The organism is Alteromonas sp. ASW11-130 (genome assembly GCF_026183735.1).
GTDB lineage: Bacteria > Pseudomonadota > Gammaproteobacteria > Enterobacterales > Alteromonadaceae > Alteromonas.
Window position 1 is genome coordinate 1 of record NZ_JAPFRE010000002.1, and the last position, 18,283, is coordinate 18,283.

General features: G+C 40.1%; 17 protein-coding genes and 1 pseudogene. 1 reads left to right on the forward strand and 17 read right to left on the reverse strand.

Annotation, left to right across the window (positions count from 1 at the left end; translation table 11 throughout):
- Positions 1-433 (forward strand): annotated as a pseudogene (locus OPS28_RS00010) (transposase); the annotation flags it as partial.
- Positions 434-705: 272 nt separating this feature from the next.
- On the opposite strand, the gene OPS28_RS00015 reads toward OPS28_RS00010, so the two are convergent.
- The 17 genes from OPS28_RS00015 to OPS28_RS00095 form a co-directional block, all read right to left on the reverse strand.
- A complete protein-coding gene (locus OPS28_RS00015) occupies positions 706-1,044 on the reverse strand; it encodes a hypothetical protein (protein ID WP_265607353.1) in 339 nt (112 codons plus the stop codon).
- 30 nt (positions 1,045-1,074) lie between these two features.
- Positions 1,075-1,407, reverse strand: a complete 333-nt coding sequence (locus OPS28_RS00020; RefSeq protein ID WP_265607354.1) for a hypothetical protein — start codon at positions 1,405-1,407, stop codon at positions 1,075-1,077.
- 334 nt (positions 1,408-1,741) lie between these two features.
- On the reverse strand, positions 1,742-2,206 hold the full coding sequence (locus tag OPS28_RS00025) for a hypothetical protein (protein ID WP_265607355.1): 465 nt from the start codon (positions 2,204-2,206) through the stop codon (positions 1,742-1,744).
- A 16-nt stretch (positions 2,207-2,222) separates the two neighbouring features.
- Positions 2,223-4,118, reverse strand: coding sequence for an RHS repeat domain-containing protein (locus OPS28_RS00030; protein ID WP_265607356.1), 1,896 nt, complete (start codon positions 4,116-4,118; stop codon positions 2,223-2,225).
- Positions 4,119-4,128: 10 nt separating this feature from the next.
- Positions 4,129-4,326 carry a hypothetical protein gene (locus OPS28_RS00035; RefSeq protein ID WP_265607357.1) on the reverse strand — a complete coding sequence of 66 codons (198 nt, stop codon included), beginning with the start codon at positions 4,324-4,326 and terminating at the stop codon, positions 4,129-4,131.
- A 73-nt stretch (positions 4,327-4,399) separates the two neighbouring features.
- Entirely contained in the window at positions 4,400-4,726 is a 327-nt protein-coding gene (locus OPS28_RS00040) for a hypothetical protein (protein ID WP_265607358.1), read from the reverse strand.
- A gap of 221 nt (positions 4,727-4,947) precedes the next feature.
- A complete protein-coding gene (locus OPS28_RS00045; RefSeq protein WP_265607359.1) occupies positions 4,948-5,280 on the reverse strand; it encodes a DUF5992 family protein in 333 nt (110 codons plus the stop codon).
- Positions 5,281-5,331: 51 nt separating this feature from the next.
- Positions 5,332-5,664, reverse strand: a complete 333-nt coding sequence (locus tag OPS28_RS00050; RefSeq protein ID WP_265607360.1) for a hypothetical protein — start codon at positions 5,662-5,664, stop codon at positions 5,332-5,334.
- Positions 5,665-5,694: 30 nt separating this feature from the next.
- Positions 5,695-6,027, reverse strand: coding sequence for a hypothetical protein (locus OPS28_RS00055; protein ID WP_265607361.1), 333 nt, complete (start codon positions 6,025-6,027; stop codon positions 5,695-5,697).
- 85 nt (positions 6,028-6,112) lie between these two features.
- A complete protein-coding gene (locus tag OPS28_RS00060) occupies positions 6,113-6,454 on the reverse strand; it encodes a hypothetical protein (protein WP_265607362.1) in 342 nt (113 codons plus the stop codon).
- A 760-nt stretch (positions 6,455-7,214) separates the two neighbouring features.
- Positions 7,215-7,547 (reverse strand): hypothetical protein, encoded by a 333-nt coding sequence (locus OPS28_RS00065; protein ID WP_265607363.1) that lies wholly within the window; start codon positions 7,545-7,547, stop codon positions 7,215-7,217.
- Between the two features lie 98 nt (positions 7,548-7,645).
- A complete protein-coding gene (locus OPS28_RS00070) occupies positions 7,646-7,819 on the reverse strand; it encodes a hypothetical protein (protein ID WP_265607364.1) in 174 nt (57 codons plus the stop codon).
- Between the two features lie 203 nt (positions 7,820-8,022).
- Positions 8,023-8,655, reverse strand: coding sequence for a hypothetical protein (locus tag OPS28_RS00075; protein ID WP_265607365.1), 633 nt, complete (start codon positions 8,653-8,655; stop codon positions 8,023-8,025).
- A 1-nt stretch (position 8,656) separates the two neighbouring features.
- Positions 8,657-9,163, reverse strand: coding sequence for a hypothetical protein (locus OPS28_RS00080; RefSeq protein ID WP_265607366.1), 507 nt, complete (start codon positions 9,161-9,163; stop codon positions 8,657-8,659).
- An 830-nt stretch (positions 9,164-9,993) separates the two neighbouring features.
- Positions 9,994-10,326, reverse strand: coding sequence for a hypothetical protein (locus OPS28_RS00085; RefSeq protein WP_265607361.1), 333 nt, complete (start codon positions 10,324-10,326; stop codon positions 9,994-9,996).
- 357 nt (positions 10,327-10,683) lie between these two features.
- Complete coding sequence (locus OPS28_RS00090) at positions 10,684-11,088, reverse strand: hypothetical protein (protein WP_265607367.1); 405 nt, start codon at positions 11,086-11,088, stop codon at positions 10,684-10,686.
- Complete coding sequence (locus tag OPS28_RS00095) at positions 11,088-18,236, reverse strand: FG-GAP-like repeat-containing protein (RefSeq protein WP_265607368.1); 7,149 nt, start codon at positions 18,234-18,236, stop codon at positions 11,088-11,090. The genes OPS28_RS00090 and OPS28_RS00095 overlap by 1 nt, the downstream gene beginning before the upstream one ends.
- Positions 18,237-18,283 lie beyond the last annotated feature (47 nt).

Below are 18,283 nucleotides of genomic sequence, written 5' to 3' on the forward strand. Positions count from 1 at the left end.
ATTAATGGATGAAGCCGCGATAGCGGCCTGTATGGCTTATGTAGATTTGAACCCGGTTCGAGCCTGTTTAGCAAAAAACCCCGAAGAGTCTGCTCATACGAGTATTCAAAAACGAGTTAACGCCGCCAAGTTGCAGCGACAACCCAAACGGCTACTTCCGTTCGCGGGCAACCCTAGCAACAATATGCCCGATGGACTGCCATTTCGCTTTGAGGATTATCTAGCGCTGGTCGAACTATCAGGTCGTCACTTTCACCCCCAAAAAAGAGGCAAAATAGATGATGCGTCCCCTCCCATTTTGACTCGAGTTGGTTTAGACCAGGCAAATTGGAACCACCTGGTGGCAGGAATCGAGACCGAATTTCAATCTGTGGTGAGTGTAGAAAAACTGATAAATCTTCGTGACAGAAATAAAGGATATAACACGGCGTAGCAATACTCTATCGGGCCATTTTTAGCACAATCAGACAACAAACCTACATAGTGAATACCGTCAAGAATACGCGAGGGAACCTTGCCCTCAAATCTGCCTCGTCCGGCTCGACTTCGGTCTTTAAAACCCAATCCAACATTCGTTAAGTTACAAACGAAAGAAGAAATTGAGATTTAAAAAAGTCGACAGATGTAAATATACTGATTTGCAGCGTCGGGCTGAGTGCCTGTCCTATTCGCTCCGAATTAAGTTGCAGCGACAACCCAAACGATTTATAGGTGGACAGGCACTAACCATCCTTCAGAACAGAAAATAAAAGTGACTGTCCTATTAGTTCTTAAATGCTTTACCACAACATTTAATCCCGCAGCATAAGCGGTAAGCAAAAGGGATAGTTGCGCTTTTCCAACGTCACTAGTTTCATCCTTTATCATCCAGTACTTATAAGCTGTTGCGCAATCTGGTCTGTCTGACGGCTGGCCTTGCATATTAAAGTAATGCAGCCCATCACTTTCCCGAATTAATATGTCGGTAATTTGGCCTTCCTGCCACCCCGCAAAAGCATTTAAACCGAAACTTATAGCTAGCAAGGCGAATGTGATTCTTATCATTTTTAGTAATATCTATGTTTCACATTAAACCTAATCCATTACCACATAGAGAATATGGCAGCCTGACGAGCCATTTATAATCCTCATCTGTACTTCTTTGTCTGCAATTTTTGCCGCCAATAAAGTCGCATAAATTTCGTCAAATAATGCATGGTCTTGGTAAAGCGTTAAATAACGGTCACCTGCCAATGAACAATCGACTACACCAGCAGGGTTACTTTCTGGAATAATACGAACGGTTTTATTAGTTTCGCCAGTCAAATAAATACGTGCAATTTTTGATGTGCAGCCATTTGCTGAACAACCTGCATAAACAGCTTGCGTTAACAGTAATGACATCAATCCGATTAATAATTTTTTCATAGCAATTTTCTTTAAAGTTAATTATGTTTTTTAAAATAATCTTGATTTACTGCTTGAACATAACTTGCATTCTATTTAAGTAGCAGCAACTTGTTGTGTCAGAAAAACTTATGCAATAAGAGTGACTGTCCATGATGACCTTAAATGCAAAAATAAAAGTGACTGTCCAATTCGTTCTTTTTATGTCACTAAAGCTTATGCAATAAGAGTGACTGTCCTATTCCAAGTTAAATAAGTACGCAATAAAAGTGACTGTCCTATTCCAAGTTTTATAAGAGTGACTGTCCAATTCGTTCTAGTACCCGAAAGGTGGGTATTTACGATTGCATATTAGCTACTTTGATACTGTTAAGAATTTTAGAATCAAAAAGACTGGAATCGATAGCATTGAAAGAAAAAACCCAAAAATTAACAACTTAGAGTTACTTACCCTGTCATAATTTAAAATCACTTCCATAAAAGTCATACCTTTTAATTCATCTATACAAAGCATATCTTCACTAAAGCATCGAGCGAGAACTTTACTTCCCAGTGAGAGGTCATTCTTGATACTTACTAATTCATATTTGTTATCCAACTGGACCCTATTATAAGTTCGCCTCCAACTCTTAGAGCCATAGAAAGTAACTTCATCAAGGTTCTCAACTACAGTTTCTTCAACGGTAGTACCGAAAACTGAAACGACAAAAACATCGTAATTTTCACCAGATAAAGACACTCCCAAAATGACAAAACCAATAAGAAAGGAGGCAATACTAATTTTGAGATAATCTACTCTGTTCTCTAACCTGTATTTCATACTCTAGGCTTACTCACTATTGATCACTTGTTCGATCAAGGTACTGGTTTGTCGCTTCATTGAATGCAGCTCCCATTGCTCCGCCATATTTCAAGTTACCGGGACTTGTGTTTATCATTTGTTCAAGTCCATTTCCAGCAGCAGCAGGGACTAAATTTATCATTTTTTGCTCTAGTGCCGCTGAAGAGACATCGAGCGCATCAGACAAATTGCCTGATACACTAGACACTAGTTTAAAACCTCGCTTTAGATGCGGCGCTTTGACAATACCACCCAACGCATCCGTTGTTCCAGACACACCATTTAGTAATCTTGATGTGGTCTTGATATTATCAAGACATGCACTATCGGTTCCACACTTAGCAACTAATCGATCTGCACCATGCTGAATTTCTGATTGGAATTGGGATTGAACATCATTAATGTATTTACCTCCTTCATTACCAATAATAGAGAATGATCTTTTGATACTACTCCACTGTTTCTGAATCCACCCGGACTTCTCATTCACAACGAATTGAATTGCTGCGGTCACCGCACCATTAGCAAACTTACCTCCAGTAATACGAGACATAGTTCCACCAACCATCGCTTGGATTACTGTTCTACCAACGACGTTCATATCTCCGAAGTTAATCTTGCCAAAACCTTTCATTACACCAGCGGTAAAAAACCCATGACCAAACTTGCCACCTTGTAGGTCAGAGATAATGCCACCAACAACCGCATGAGCTCCCATTTGGGCACCAACGCTCTCGACACCGTAAGCCTTGAAAGAACCTCCTACAGCGCCAAATGCTGCGCCACTAAGTGCACCATTTAATGCTCCTCGGAGAGAGCCTGAAGCTACCCCTCCACCGACGAAGCCTGTGATGCCTCCTGCAATAGCGCCAATTGCTATTTGACTACCCGCTAACGATGTTCCAGCTAACCAACCAGCCGCCCAACCAGTAGCTGTGCCATATGTAGCAATTGATATTGCGGCTGCTGCGATAACTCGCCAGTATTTTTTTATTCCCTTAAATAATTTCTTAAAGAAATAACCACTCGGGTCGGTATAGCTCATCGGATTATTCAAAACGTATGAATAGCGGTTATACGACTGGCTATTCATCGGTGCCTGAATATGCGGATCGGCTTGTAAGAACCTCCCCAAGGTTGGATCGTAGATCCGACCGTTCATATGAATGATGCCAATATCATTCATCATTTTATGGCCTGTATACCCTTTACTTTCGGCCGGTGTGGAGTAGTCGGCAAAATGGGATGAACCATAGAATGCATTTTGCTTGCCCCACGGGTCGTAGGTAAAGTGTTGCACTACATTACCTGAGGCATTAGTGATAGTGATTGTGGAACCCAGATTGTCCTTGTGCAGGTAAGAGGTTTCATTGTTTCCATTGCTGCGGTCAGTAACCACGGCATTACCGACATAATATTTATGCTCGGTTACCCCAGTTGGCAGTTTTTTGCGTTCGTACAGACCTTTCAGGTAAAGGGTTTCTGTGGTTTTTCCGCCTATAGTGTGAACTTGTTTATAAAGCTCTCTAGATGGCCCGTATGAAAATAACGTTTTAGTGCTACCTTTATTCACTTCGTAGGGTTTATCAAAGGCGGTATATTTGAACGAACGCGAACCGTCGTTGAGTACATTACCCCGGTTGTCGTAACTTAAGCCGTATTTTTTAGTACCCGTAAAACCTGAGCCTGACCATACCTCTTTTAAGCGGTTTTTAATGGTACTGTCGTACTTATAATAGCCCGTTCCTTGCTTATAGGTAATATTGCCGAATGCGTCATAACTATAGTTTTCACGCACAGTACTGCTGCCTACCTTGCGGTCTCGCCAGTCAAGACGATTACGTGAATCATATCCAAACGTTTCGGTGAAATCATATTGCGAACTACCCACTGCAAAATCGTTAGTCCGCGTTTTTAAAATTACCTAAACTATCATAGGTATAGTCTAATTTGTGGCGTAAACTTGTTCCTTTATGGACGCCTAAATACTCCAGCCACCCCGTATCCATCTGATATTGTTTGGAATCGGTAGTGCCATTACCGTATTTAATTTCGGTTACCTGCCCGCGTAAATTGATATCCGAAACTCGTTGATACACCTTGCCATATTCACGATGACCATGATACTCGAATGTAATACGCCCCTAGTCGGCCAGGGGCGTACTACACTATTTATTTTGATATGCGTACCATTTGCGTAACATCGTAACTACCAGCACATTGACTTCCGTTAAAACGCAATTTAACTTTTTTTTCTGAAACTAATGCAGTAAGTGCTGTACTATAAAAAATTTTTCCGGCTTCAGTTTTTGCATCCCATGTTATCCAACCTCCTGAGTTACAGGAGTTTTGTGAAGCCCATCCGCCACACGGTGCCAAATAACCACTTCCGTTATCGCTGATTTGCAAACTGCAAATGGAAACCTCTTTATCAACTGCATTTGCTGAAAACGATACAGCTAAACCTCCGACAACTAATAAGATACATTTAAGCTTCATAACACATTTCCTTATCAATAAATAACTGGTTCATTATCACCTACATAATGAGGCAACTGGACGAATTGTTTTATTTTGTTCGCCGAGTAAATAGGTACGTACGATATTCCACGTACAACCTGGCTGAGCGACTGTCCTATTTGACCTGGTTCGTCCTTGTTCTCTTAAGATAAAATGCAATAATAGGCTGCGAAGATATTATGCAGCCTACGTCAAAAATACTAATTTAATAAATTTATAGATACAGCAGATTCACAGTTTGTATTGTTTGTGTAACTGTAAACTTCGATTTTATTCCCTGCCACTACTGCCGTAGTGGCCAATGTAAAAGCTCTGTCAAATACACCATCCGTACCAGCATAAGTGCGCATGAATTTGACTTTCCCCCCACATTTGTCACCGCTTCCACCCGAATAATGAAGCCAAAATGCGTCGATATTATTAGATGTTGCAGAGACTTTTGTCGCTGTCGCATCTTTTATCATATAACCTTGACTTGCAACGACAGACATCGAAGCTAAGAGAACACCAACAAAAATAGCTAATTTTTTCATGAACGTAGCACCTAAACATTAACAAAACGTAAGAACAGAAGAACTTTCGACTCATTTTTTCAATTGTATATAATTGACATCTTCACCATCTTTCCAGCGAGTGCATTGGTCAGAGCCCTTTACCACAACATTTAATCCCGCAGCATAAGCGGTAAGCAAAAGGGATAGTTGCGCTTTTCCAACGTCACTAGTTTCATCCTTTATCATCCAGTACTTATAAGCTGTTGCGCAATCTGGTCTGTCTGACGGCTGGCCTTGCATATTAAAGTAATGCAGCCCATCACTTTCCCGAATTAATATGTCGGTAATTTGGCCTTCCTGCCACCCCGCAAAAGCATTTAAACCGAAACTTATAGCTAGCAAGGCGAATGTGATTCTTATCATTTTTAGTAATTCCTATGTTTCACATTAAACCTAATCCATTACCACATAGAGAATATGGCAGCCTGACGAGCCATTTATAATCCTCATCTGTACTTCTTTGTCTGCAATTTTTGCCGCCAATAAAGTCGCATAAATTTCGTCAAATAATGCATGGTCTTGGTAAAGCGTTAAATAACGGTCACCTGCCAATGAACAATCAACTACACCAACTGGGTTACTTTCTGGAATAATACGAACGGTTTTATTAGTTTCGCCAGTCAAATAAATACGTGCAATTTTTGATGTGCAGCCATTTGCTGAACAACCTGCATAAACAGCTTGCGTTAACAGTAATGACATCAATCCGATTAATAATTTTTTCATAGCAATTTTCTTTAAAGTTAATTTTTAAAATAATGTTGATTTATTGAATGAGAGATACACAACATCAAATTTTATTTTGTACTTCTTATAGCAACCAAAATCCAATAAATTTATCCGTCGTATTGTTATCGAGTTGACTGCATTGACTCACATGTTCATACCTAACCACAATATCTCTTTGGGCTATTTTATATGCCATTGCGGCACTAAACATCCTATCTAAATTATCGTGATTTAAATGGTGGGGCGCTTTTTTCCAAATTGCACCCTTTCCATCTGTAAAAAAGATGTTGATCTGAGGTTCATTATTCTTAGGGAATGTAAAAAACACCTTATCTATTTTCCCTCTATTACAATCTACCGCCAATGCTGAAGAGACATTGAATATGGCGAACAATATCATCGCAATGGTTAGATAATTTTTCATCTACATATCCTATATACAGAAATTCATTCCAATTAATGATTTTTTCATTTGTATGTTCTTTAACCACTCTACAAAAAATGTATCCCTCAATTTAAGCAGTTATAGGAGCTTAAAGCATAACAATACTTATTATCCATCGACGTATAAAATCAAGGAGGATAAATCTAAAACATCCTCATCTTACTATTCTTGGCTTAATCTTTATTTAGTATCACATACATAGGTGTATGATAATTTTCTATTTCCGTGCACGCTACGTTCGAATTAAGTCGCACGTATAACGAATTGCCCGTAGAAAATGCTAATAAAACCATAGCGTCAGTTTTCTCAGATTTAGAACATATCCATCGGTCTTTGTTTGACGAAAGTTTAAATGCAACCAAATTATTACATTGTTTCGGCCAATCAAGGACATGCTCCACTTTTCCAGAACAATTGGGAACTGCAAAGGCTAGTTTTGAAAAAAATATTAAAGCTGTAGAGATAATTAAAGGTGTTATTTTCATTCTTATGATTCATCCATAAATATTTAAAATTAATTATTATATTCTTATACCGCTGAAACAGCACATTAGAACTTTAAAACTGAAAATTATTATGCGTTTTATATTTTGGTTAGTATTTTATAAAGCGTGACTGTCCTATTGCTTTTGATTTGGCCTTCCTGCCACCCCGCAAAAGCATTTAAACCGAAACTTATAGTTAGCAAGGCGAATGTGATTCTTATCATTTTTAGTAATTCCTATGTTTCACATTAAACCTAATCCATTACCACATAGAGAATATGGCAGCCTGACGAGCCATTTATAATCCTCATCTGTACTTCTTTTTCTGCAATTTTTGCCGCCAATAAAGTCGCATAAATTTCGTCAAATAATGCATGATCTTGGTAAAGCGTTAAATAACGGTCACCTGCCAATGAACAATCGACTACACCAGCAGGGTTACTTTCTGGAATAATACGAACGGTTTTATTAGTTTCGCCAGTCAAATAAATACGTGCAATTTTTGATGTGCAGCCATTTGCTGAACAACCTGCATAAACAGCTTGCGTTAACAGTAATGACATCAATCCGATTAATAATTTTTTCATAGCAATTTTCTTTAAAGTTAATTATGTTTTTTAAAATAATCTTGATTTACTGCTTGAACATAACTTGCATTCTATTTACGGAGCAGCAACTTGTTGTGTCAGAAAAACTTATGCAATAAGAGTGACTGTCCTATTCCAAGTTGAACGGTTTTATTAGTTTCGCCAGTCAAATAAATACGTGCAATTTTTGATGTGCAGCCATTTGCTGAACAACCTGCATAAACAGCTTGAGTTAACAGTAATGACATCAATCCGATTAATAATTTTTTCATAGCAATTTTCTTTACAGTTAATTATTTGTTTTAAAATAATCTTGATTTACTGCTTGAACATAACTTGCATTCTATTTAAGTAGCAGCAACTTGTTGTGTCAGAAAAACTTATGCAATAAGAGTGACTGTCCATGATGACCTTTCCATGATGACCTTAAATGCAAAAATAAAAGTGACTGTCCTATTCCAAGTTTTTGTTAATATTATCTATCAAGTTTCGTGAAAACCTTTTGAGAAAAAAACACTTTATTCGGCACTCCATCAATTACCACGACTAATTGCAAACTGTCAGAAGAACATGATACTCCGTGTTTTAATTTCACTAAAACTCTTCTGGATTTGCCTAACAAACTTTCATCCGGATAAAAGCTTCCTTGCTTAGACAATTGAAGAAGCCTATTCAGATCGTTTGCCTGTAATTCACTTTCAAGAGGTATGCTATTGCTACCACCCTGAAAGCTTTCTTCATTATAATCTTTTTCAGATTCAATACTTATCAAAGATCCTTCACCTGCTTTAAAGTATGAGTCATCTATGTCAAAGTAGCTTACACCTTTTGTAGACCATAAAGTAAATATAAAGCGATCATACTCACCATAACAACTATTGTTCTCTGCCATTACTTCAAATGTCTTAGCTGGTGTTATCCAGATAAAAACACCATTATTAAGCGCAAGCAATGGTGGTGAATAGTTACCTTCGAATCTATTTTTACCCATCGTAGTGTTTTGCTTTGAATACCCTAATGTTAACCATGTTGAGTAAGCACTTGTACATGAACATACAAATAAGCAAAATAGTAAAATTATGCACATCTTAGTTAATAGACGTTTCATGTTAGTCTTCCAAATTTCGATAGAGGTGTGAATAATACTCGGAACCTAATGCTAAATAATTTATCGGCATCGCGACAGCTATAGTCCCAGCTAAATAACCAAAGTTCTGGACGTTCTGATATGCCATCCAATGATCATGAAATACAGCCATTGAATTCATTCCCGGTACTAAATTACCTAGTCTACCTAAGTGATATTCTGTTCCTAAACCAAACCTAGCAGCCCCTTTTGACCAGCTTACTAAACTTTTACTTACACCACTTTGGTTTAACAATGCTATTTCCGATTGGTTAAGGGTAGATAGCTTTCTACCAACTAGACCTTTTGCTTGGGGATATAGTACTGTGTCAACTTCTATTGATTGCCCTACATTTGAAACAGTGGAATCGTGCACGCCCATATCACTTTTCGCTTTTACAACAGCCTCCCCATCAGCATTTTTCCAAGTTGGTTTATTTTTAGAAAACAGTTCCATTCCGACAGACAGTGCTTGCATCATACCTGCCATCTTCGCACCTTTGCTACAAGAACCACCTGAGGTTTTACCTGCCGCGCACCCGCCTAAGGCAGCAACACCAACTCTTGCAGCGGCATTTCCAAAACCACTTACACTACCAAAGTTCGCGTAACCACCTGCCGCACCTGCTATGGCTCCTGCGGTAATTGCCCCTCCAACGGAAAGCCCCGTTACAAAGGTTTGGCGGTGCCTAAAACGCTCATGAAATAAAAGTGACTGTCCAATTCGTTCTCTTTTTCATACCTAACATTCACTTAAATAAAAAATTTAATCAAAGAAGACAAAAAAGATAAAATCTATCTAATTTTTATTAAACCCAATCATATATATTGTAATAAAGAATACAATTACGACACAAAATGTTGCAATAACCAATAAAGCTCTACATAAATCTAACTTCTTAACTAGGTCAATATCATTAATTCCAACATATGCTCTAGTCACTATTAATTTTAAAAATCTTGAAGAGCTCACTATGTTGTTGTTTGCAAACAATTCGAACGAACCATATTTCTTCCATAATAAATTATGGCTATCTTTCAATCTCGAAATTGCAGATGCACATAGTGGAAGATAAATAATACTTACAACACCTAAAATAATCAGCATTAAATACCAGATCGACTTTAAATCCATAAAAATTCAGCCTCCTCCGATGTTTGAGGTATATCCAACAGAATTAGTAATACTTATCCCTCCCACAAGGCCTGGAGAGAACACGACTGCACTACCAGTAGGCGAAGTAACGTACGTTGCACAAAAACCTAATCCTGCTCCAACACAGCCACCCATTTTGACTGTTACAATGTTTCACATTAAACCTAATCCATTACCACATAGAGAATATGGCAGCCTGACGAGCCGTTTATAATCCTCATCTGTACTTCTTTGTCTGCAATTTTTGCCGCCAATAAAGTCGCATAAATTTCGTCAAATAATGCATGGTCTTGGTAAAGCGTTAAATAACGGTCACCTGCCAATGAACAATCAACTACACCAACTGGGTTACTTTCTGGAATAATACGAACGGTTTTATTAGTTTCGCCAGTCAAATAAATACGTGCAATTTTTGATGTGCAGCCATTTGCTGAACAACCTGCATAAACAGCTTGCGTTAACAGTAATGACATCAATCCGATTAATAATTTTTTCATAGCAATTTTCTTTAAAGTTAATTTTTAAAATAATGTTGATTTCCTGCTCGAACATAACTTGCATTCTATTTACGTAGCAGCAACTTGTTGTGTCAGAAAAACTTATGCAATAAGAGTGACTGTCCATGATGACCCTTTGTTTTTACGTATTCTAGCTGTCGCTTAAAGGCGGACACTCGTTTATCAATAAGCTGCCTTAGCTCGTATTCGAGGTATTCCAATAGCTGTTTTTGAATTTTCTCGTGCGCCACTTAATGCATCCTACTCAGTATATTGAATGCAAAACCCGCCGGAGCGGGTTTGGTTTCAAAAAGTAGGGCATCCAATAAAAATATGAATTATCTACAATTATTGACATTATTTATGATTCATTTTGTCAACATACTCTAAGATATAACTGTTGTATTGCATCGCATAATGCTTTGCAAGTTCCGCCAATTCAGCATGCTCCTTATTGTAGAATGAGTCAGTCACGCCAAACATTGGTCTTGTGCCAATTTTGCAAACTAGGTTTTGTTTGAACTCAAATTTTGCTGGAGTAACCATTCCTGTAATATCTCCGTATACCCATAACCTAAAATCATTGAGATTTATTCTTTTTTTAGCGTCATCTATGGGATGTTCTAAATCAATAGGTAGTAGCAATGAACGAAGCATACCTTCTGTTGTTGTAAGAAATTCCTCTTCCGCACTACAGTCAAAATCGTTTGCTGCAACGCTGAAAGAAAACGCTATTAAAATAAAAAGTAGCAATCGAGTCATCAGTAATACTTCCTTCTTGTTGCATTTTCACCATGGATGTTTCTCATAACTCTATCCGTGAATTTTACAATAGGCGAGTTTTGATAAGAAATACTTGGATCAAATGGATTTTGAATATAAGGGATAAATGGATGTATATCATGTTTACCCAACAGTGCATGACCCATCTCATGTACAAATATCCTCGTATTTGATGCCATGACTATATTTCCAGAGATTTGATCTTGAAAATAGAATTTGGTCGCCAAATCAATTGCCATTACTCGACCATTCAAAAATGCAGCGTTTGCCCCTTGATTGTTGAGAATGATTTTTAGTGGTTTATCGACTGAAAGCGCTTCTTGCAAGTCTTGACCACCTTCACCGCCAGAAGTAAATATCGTGTCCAACTCAGTTTTTACAGTATTCAAATCCTCATCAGAAACAGATGTCCCATTTCCACTTCTATGGACTACAACTTTTCCATCAAACAACTCTCTACCTTCGCCAACATCACCTGTGAGAACTGCACTATTTGTGTCATCTTTTAATCCGGCAATTTTTTCTGCACCAGCAGTAACTAGAGTTGCAAAAGCTGCACTTGTCGCTCCGTTTGCAAACTTCCCACCGGTAATTTTGGACACCGTTCCGCCAATTACGGCAGAAGCTATAACGCGTAGAGGAATATTCCCGATACCTCCTGCAGCACCACTAGCCCCCGCAGCTATAAATCCATGCCCGAATTTACCACCCTGAAGTCTCGATGCTAAGCCGCCGATTGCAGCCCTCGCTAAAAATGCTCCGGGGTCGAATCCTCCGGGCGATATTGCTCCAACAAATGCTCCGATTAGAGCACCTTTGAGACTTCCGGTAACTGCGTATGTTATAGCCGCGTTAAATGCGGCACTGCACCAAGCCTGACAGCCCGGTATGAAGTTCAGTCCAATACTTATGATTGTCGATAAGAACTTGTTTCCACCAATTGCTTTAAACAACTTCTTAAAGAAATACCCACTTGGATCGGTATAACTCAACGGATTATTCAATACATAAGAATATCGATTGTACGACTGACTATTCATCGGTGCCTGAATATGCGGATCGGCTTGTAAGAATCGACCCAAAGTTGGATCGTAGATCCGACCGTTCATATGAATGATGCCAATATCATTCATCATCTTATGGCCTGTATACCCCTTACTCTCGGCCGGTGTGGAGTAGTTGGCAAAATGGGATGAACCATAGAATGCATTTTGCTTGCCCCACGGGTCGTAGGTAAAGTGCTGTACTACATTACCTGAGGCATTAGTGATAGTGATTGTGGAACCCAGGTTGTCCTTATGCAGGTACGAGGTTTCATTGTTCCCATTGCTGCGGTCAGTAACCACGGCATTACCGACATAATACTTATGCTCGGTTACCCCAGTTGGCAGTTTTTTGCGTTCGTACAGACCTTTCAGGTAAAGGGTTTCTGTGGTTTTTCCGCCTATGGTATGAACTTGTTTATAAAGCTCTCTAGATGGCCCGTATGAAAATAACGTTTTAGTGCTACCTTTATTCACTTCGTACGGTTTATCAAAGGCGGTATATTTGAATGAACGCGAACCGTCGTTGGTTACATTCCCCCGGTTATCGTAGCTTAAGCCGTACTTTTTAGTACCCGTAAAACCTGAGCCAGACCATACTTCTTTTAAGCGGTTTTTGATGGTGCTGTCGTACTTATAATAGCCCGTACCTTGCTTATAGGTAATGTTGCCTAACGCGTCGTAACTATAGTTTTCACGTATAGTATTGCTGCCTACCTTACGGTCACGCCAGTCAAGACGATTACGTGAATCATATCCAAACGTTTCGGTGAAATCATATTGCGAACTACCCATTGCAAAATCATTAGTCCGCGTTTTCAAATTACCTAAACTATCATAGGTATAGTCTAATTTGTGGCGTAAACTTGTTCCTTTATGGACGCCTAAATACTCCAGCCACCCCGTATCCATCTGATATTGTTTGGAATCGGTAGTGCCATTACCGTATTTAATTTCGGTTACCTGCCCGCGCAAATTGATATCCGAAATTCGTTGATACACCTTGCCATATTCACGATGACCATTGGTGGCATTTTTAACGGTTGAAGGAAAGCCGAGGCTGGTATAGGTTTGCTCCACCTGGAATTTCTGATCTGGGTACAACGTATATTGAAGACGATTTAAATGATCGTAGGCATACTCAGTTCTGAAAGTTTCCCCGTCAACGGTAACCGTCGATCCAGATAGGAGACCGAGGCTTCTATAGCTCGATGTTTCTCGATAAGTAGGCGTACCACTGGCTGAACTTTTGCCTTTATAGTACGCAACTTCTTTAAGTTTACCTTTGCCATTGGTTCCATCATACGTCCAGCGGGTATAACCATCGGCATCATAGCGAGAGGCTTTTCTGCCAAGCTTGTCGTAGCTAAACGAGGTTATCTGACCGCTACTGTTTTTCTGCCAGACCAGTTCACCAAAGGCATTGTAACTGTATTCCCAGTTGCCTTTGTCGAGGTCCGTCATCTTCACTTTATGGCCGTAGTCATTATATTCGTTTCTAACTTGGGTGTGACTAAACGTGCCGCCCTTATAAACGTTAACCCACAGCAAATCACCATTGGTTGTATGCCGGTAATGCAATCGGTTTAATAAGGTACCGCTACTGGTTTTATCTTCTACTTTATAGATGGTACCCAGATAATTGGTATAATTGAGTTTTTGTTGACCCAGCTCATTCTCAGTAGTGGTAACGTTGTAATTATATGACTTGTTAACTGTGCCTCTTGGATTTACTTCTTTAACCACTCGACCAATACGATCATAAGTAAAGGTGGTGACATACGAGGAAGGCGCGTTTTCGCCTGGCTCGTAAACCTTGTAAGCGCGCCCCTGGCTATCATATTCTTTTTTCGTGACAGTCCAGGTACCGTTAAACGCCTGGATGCGGCTACCTACCTCTCTGCCCCACTTATCGAAGAATGTCTGCTTTTCAGGTTTACCCGGTGACACCTCGATTACGCGATAGTAAGGAGCCTTAAAGGTGGTTGAATAACATTCAACGGAGCTACAGTAAGCCTTATAAACCCGACTTTTGATAGTGGGGTCTATTGCGCTACTGCCTTTACTTTCTACTAGCTTAATTTGGCCTAAATTATCAAAGTGCTGCGTTTGACTGGCGCCGTTTAAGCCACTTGTCGTGACAGTTTTTAAGCGTCCCTTATTAGTGCCTTTCGTACCTACCCGGGTGGTATATGTCTTGTGGCCTAAGCTGTTTTCCTGCGAGACCACATAGTTACCACGGGTAGAATCATAATTCGTTTTATTAATGCGAGTCTGCGAAGATGCCCCATCTTTACCGACGGCGCCCACCGTCGACGACTCATTTCTGTTTCCAAAGGCATCATATTTATGCGTCGTCACTAACTGCCAGTTAGTTCCTTTATTAATCGTCTCGGTTTTCAACAGCAAGGTGTCACTGTAGTAATCAAATGAGCTTGAACGAGTTACAGTTGAATCGCCTGGCTTATGCTCAACTGGTGAATTACTAATTTTTGATACTTTGGTAACAGTTGATGATGAAAGCCTGCCGAATCGCTTCCATAAGGTCGATGTACCATAGCTGTTGTTTGTAGTTGTACTGTGGTTATTGCCGCTGTCCGAACCGCTGGTTTGGGTGACGCTCGTTGTCAACACATTGCCGTATGTGTCATAGCCAAATACCGTTTTAGTGGATGACAGTTTATTCGAATCAGAAAGCGCTGAATCCAATACCCAACTTTCTTCGCTCGATTCTTTAATGTAAGGGAAGTAACCCCCTTTAGCGGTTGTCTTTAGCCCAACAGTATTTTTAGCGTACGTCATTAATGGGCCCGGTGTGCCCAGCTGCTTAGTGGTGGTTTTAGGCATGCCCGTATAAGGGAAAAGCTGATTATATGTTGTTTCGGTGGTAACACAGGATTGAACATCTGTTACATACTGCTGACCTACCCGCTCCTCTCGGCCATCATCGATCTCTACATAAATGGGTACCACATTTTTGGTACAGGTTTGTAAATCCCGGGTTCTGACTTTTTCAAAACCCAGCATTCCGCGACCATTTTTATGTACTAATAGTCCGCCGTATTCATACTTTATAGAACTGGATTTAATCGGCGACGCTGATACTTGAGTCGATGCTGTTGATACAACCGCTATACCACTGCGGGGAGAAAAGTAGTTATCGTCAAGATATTTATTTCCACTACTATCTGTTTTTACCCAGTTATTCGACGTTTTACTGTAATAAACATTATCATCACTTAAATAGCTGTAATTTATGTTCGTTTTTACCCCGAAGCTTGACGCAAACTCAATGATTACATTTTCAGGTTGATCAACTAACCCTCCGTGTTTTACGAACCAATCGCCGTTTGATTGGAAAATATCGACTTTGCCGTCACCGTTTGCATCAGCAAATTGGAAAGTACGGTTCTCGTCAAAGTCGTACTGACCTTTATATTGTACAACGAGTTTATTAATGTCAGTTGCATCGGGTACAGTGACATATACTCGCCAATGACTCTTGTCATTGTCAGGCAACAGCATATCTGTTCTTCCATCGCCAGACACATCCAAAAAGACAGCATAATCTTCATGTTCAGATTGATAAATATCTGGCTGATAGCCGCTTGCATACTTTAGCGATACTGGTTCACCTAACTGTTTGCCATTTGATAAGCGATAACTATACCCACTAGGTGTACGAAATATAATATCGCTTAAGCCATCCCCATTCATATCCACTGGACGAAAGTCGAACCTTTGAGAATGAGAAACATCGCGAAGAAACGTAAAGCCTGTTGCGTTATCTGAAGCGTAAAGCTTCCAGTCATAAGTTGGGGTAAGTGAATGCCATGTGTATCCAGGTTCATAGTTGCATTCATACTTGTTCATTGGAACTTTTACGCCCCTGGAATTAGCGCAATAGCTATTGTCGGTTGTCACTCTGAAAATCAGATCGGTACGGCCGTCCCCGTTAACATCCAATATGGCGCTATCCTTTAACGCTGTTTTGTCCGAAATCTGAAACATTTCGTCTAATGAGCTACTAGCAAACGTTAATGCTGTCTGTGCGCTCTCAAAAGAGCCATCACCTTTATTGCGGTAGTATTTTAGAGATGAACCCGATGCAAATAAGATATCGCCGAGCGTATCCCCATCGACATCAATAATGGTGGCGTTAGAAATGTCGGTAGCGGTCGCGCTGGTGATTTTGTAATTGGTCTGAATTTGTCCAGAGCAGTTCGGATAACCGTAATAGCCACAGTTATTGTAATTCGCGGTAAATTGACGCTCATTGGAAATGATGGTCCATTTATCAGACGATGAATTGGCAACTAATAAGTCTTGTACCCCATCACCATCGAAATCAAATATTTTGGCATATTCAGGTTTATTCGTTTTGCCGGTATAGAGTGTTTTTACGGTGCCAAACGACGGCCCAAACTTTACTTTCCATGATGAACCATCTACATAGATAATGTCAGCAAAGCCGTCACCATTAAAATCGACTACTTTTGCGGTGTCGTAGTTTGGTGTATGCGTTTTCTTAGTGGTTGTGCCAGTAAATAAACTGGAACCCATCCGATTGTTATTGGTATTTTTCTTCCATTTGAACGTAAGTGGTTTAAGACACGTACTGGTCGACGACAAGCACTCTGTAATGCTGGTAAGCATATTTTTTTCACCTACCGCACCGGCTTTATCAAAACCTAATTTGTAATGTCTGATCGCGTCGCCATCTGCACTAACTGAAATGGAGCTAAGTAATTTCGTAGATTTAATCTGATAACCAGCCAGCCAACCGGCCCGCTTATTGTAGTTGCTCTGGTAATTAAATTTAACTTTGGTATAAGGAGCCAAACCAGTGGATGCATTCCCGGTGTAAAGAACACTGTCAATTAAGTGCTCTCCTTCTACTGGCTTAGTATAATTAAATAAGATGTAATTATTTTTAACGTCTTTGATAGCCTTTAGCGCCCACGTTCTTCCGTAAGCGCTATTAGAGGCGCGTCTGACAAACGCATCATCACTGGTGTTATTGCTTCCTGTGTCATTTTTAAACGTCGTTTTTAGGGCGCTACCTAATTCAGAAGTTCCGGAGACTTTATCAGCGTAGCCATAATAATGAATTTCACCAGATTTTGTTTCAACAGTAAAAGCGACAGCCTGACCGTTATAAAAGTGGGCTTTAATTTTCGAAAAACTGTCGATTTCTGTATGGTAGGTTCGAGAAGCGCTCCAATAATACGTATCCGAAGAGTTCTTATCGCTTAGGTTACCGTCAGTTACAAGCCGTTGCCCATCCAAACAGAGTCGATCTGATTTTGTATAAGAAATACCATCAATTTTGCCATCCTGAGCAAAGTTTTTAGGACATCGTGTTATGGCGGAAAGACCTGTAATATTCCACCCTTGTCCAACAATGCTTTCGCCTCCGGCACTGGAGTAGGATAAGCCTAAACTGGGTTGCACACCTGCAGTTCCACTCGGTAAGGCAAAGGGAACACTGTACGTTGCAGCGCCAGATTCGTTTACTCTAAATTCACCCGCTGTGGCGCCAACATAATGATACGTAGCGTCACTAACGCTAGGTTCGCTAATCTTACCAGAATCTACCACTTTTACGGTTTCAGTATTGGTGGGAGATGAACACACTAACGCCCCGGATGTATAGCCTCCAATGTCGCACCCGTTTCCTGTCATACATGCGCTGACCTGAACTTGATATTGCCCCGCCGAATTCACACCATCAACATCAATTCCATTATTCGCATTTACTTCGGCGGCGGTAGAACACTGCCATGCGCCATATTGCTTTGTGTCAACATTATAAGCCCGGTAATAATAGGCTTCTGTATCGCTGGTTGAACCCACACCAAATTGAATAGAGTTCCCGTTATAAAACGCACTGTCAGCCGAAAGCTGTTCGACACCGGGCAAGGGCGTAAAAGTAGTGATATCACTAACTCGAATTGGCACCCAGGTGGAGGCTTGAGAGGCGAAGGTACAAGCAGAAAGAGCTATTGCTGATAGAAGCGTTTTACTTTGTTTAAGCATGGCGCGTTTTCTCAGGTAAAAAACAAAAAAAGCGCTATCAGACACGATGCTCCGCACCGATGGATAGGCGACAAAAAAAATAATTGGTTAAA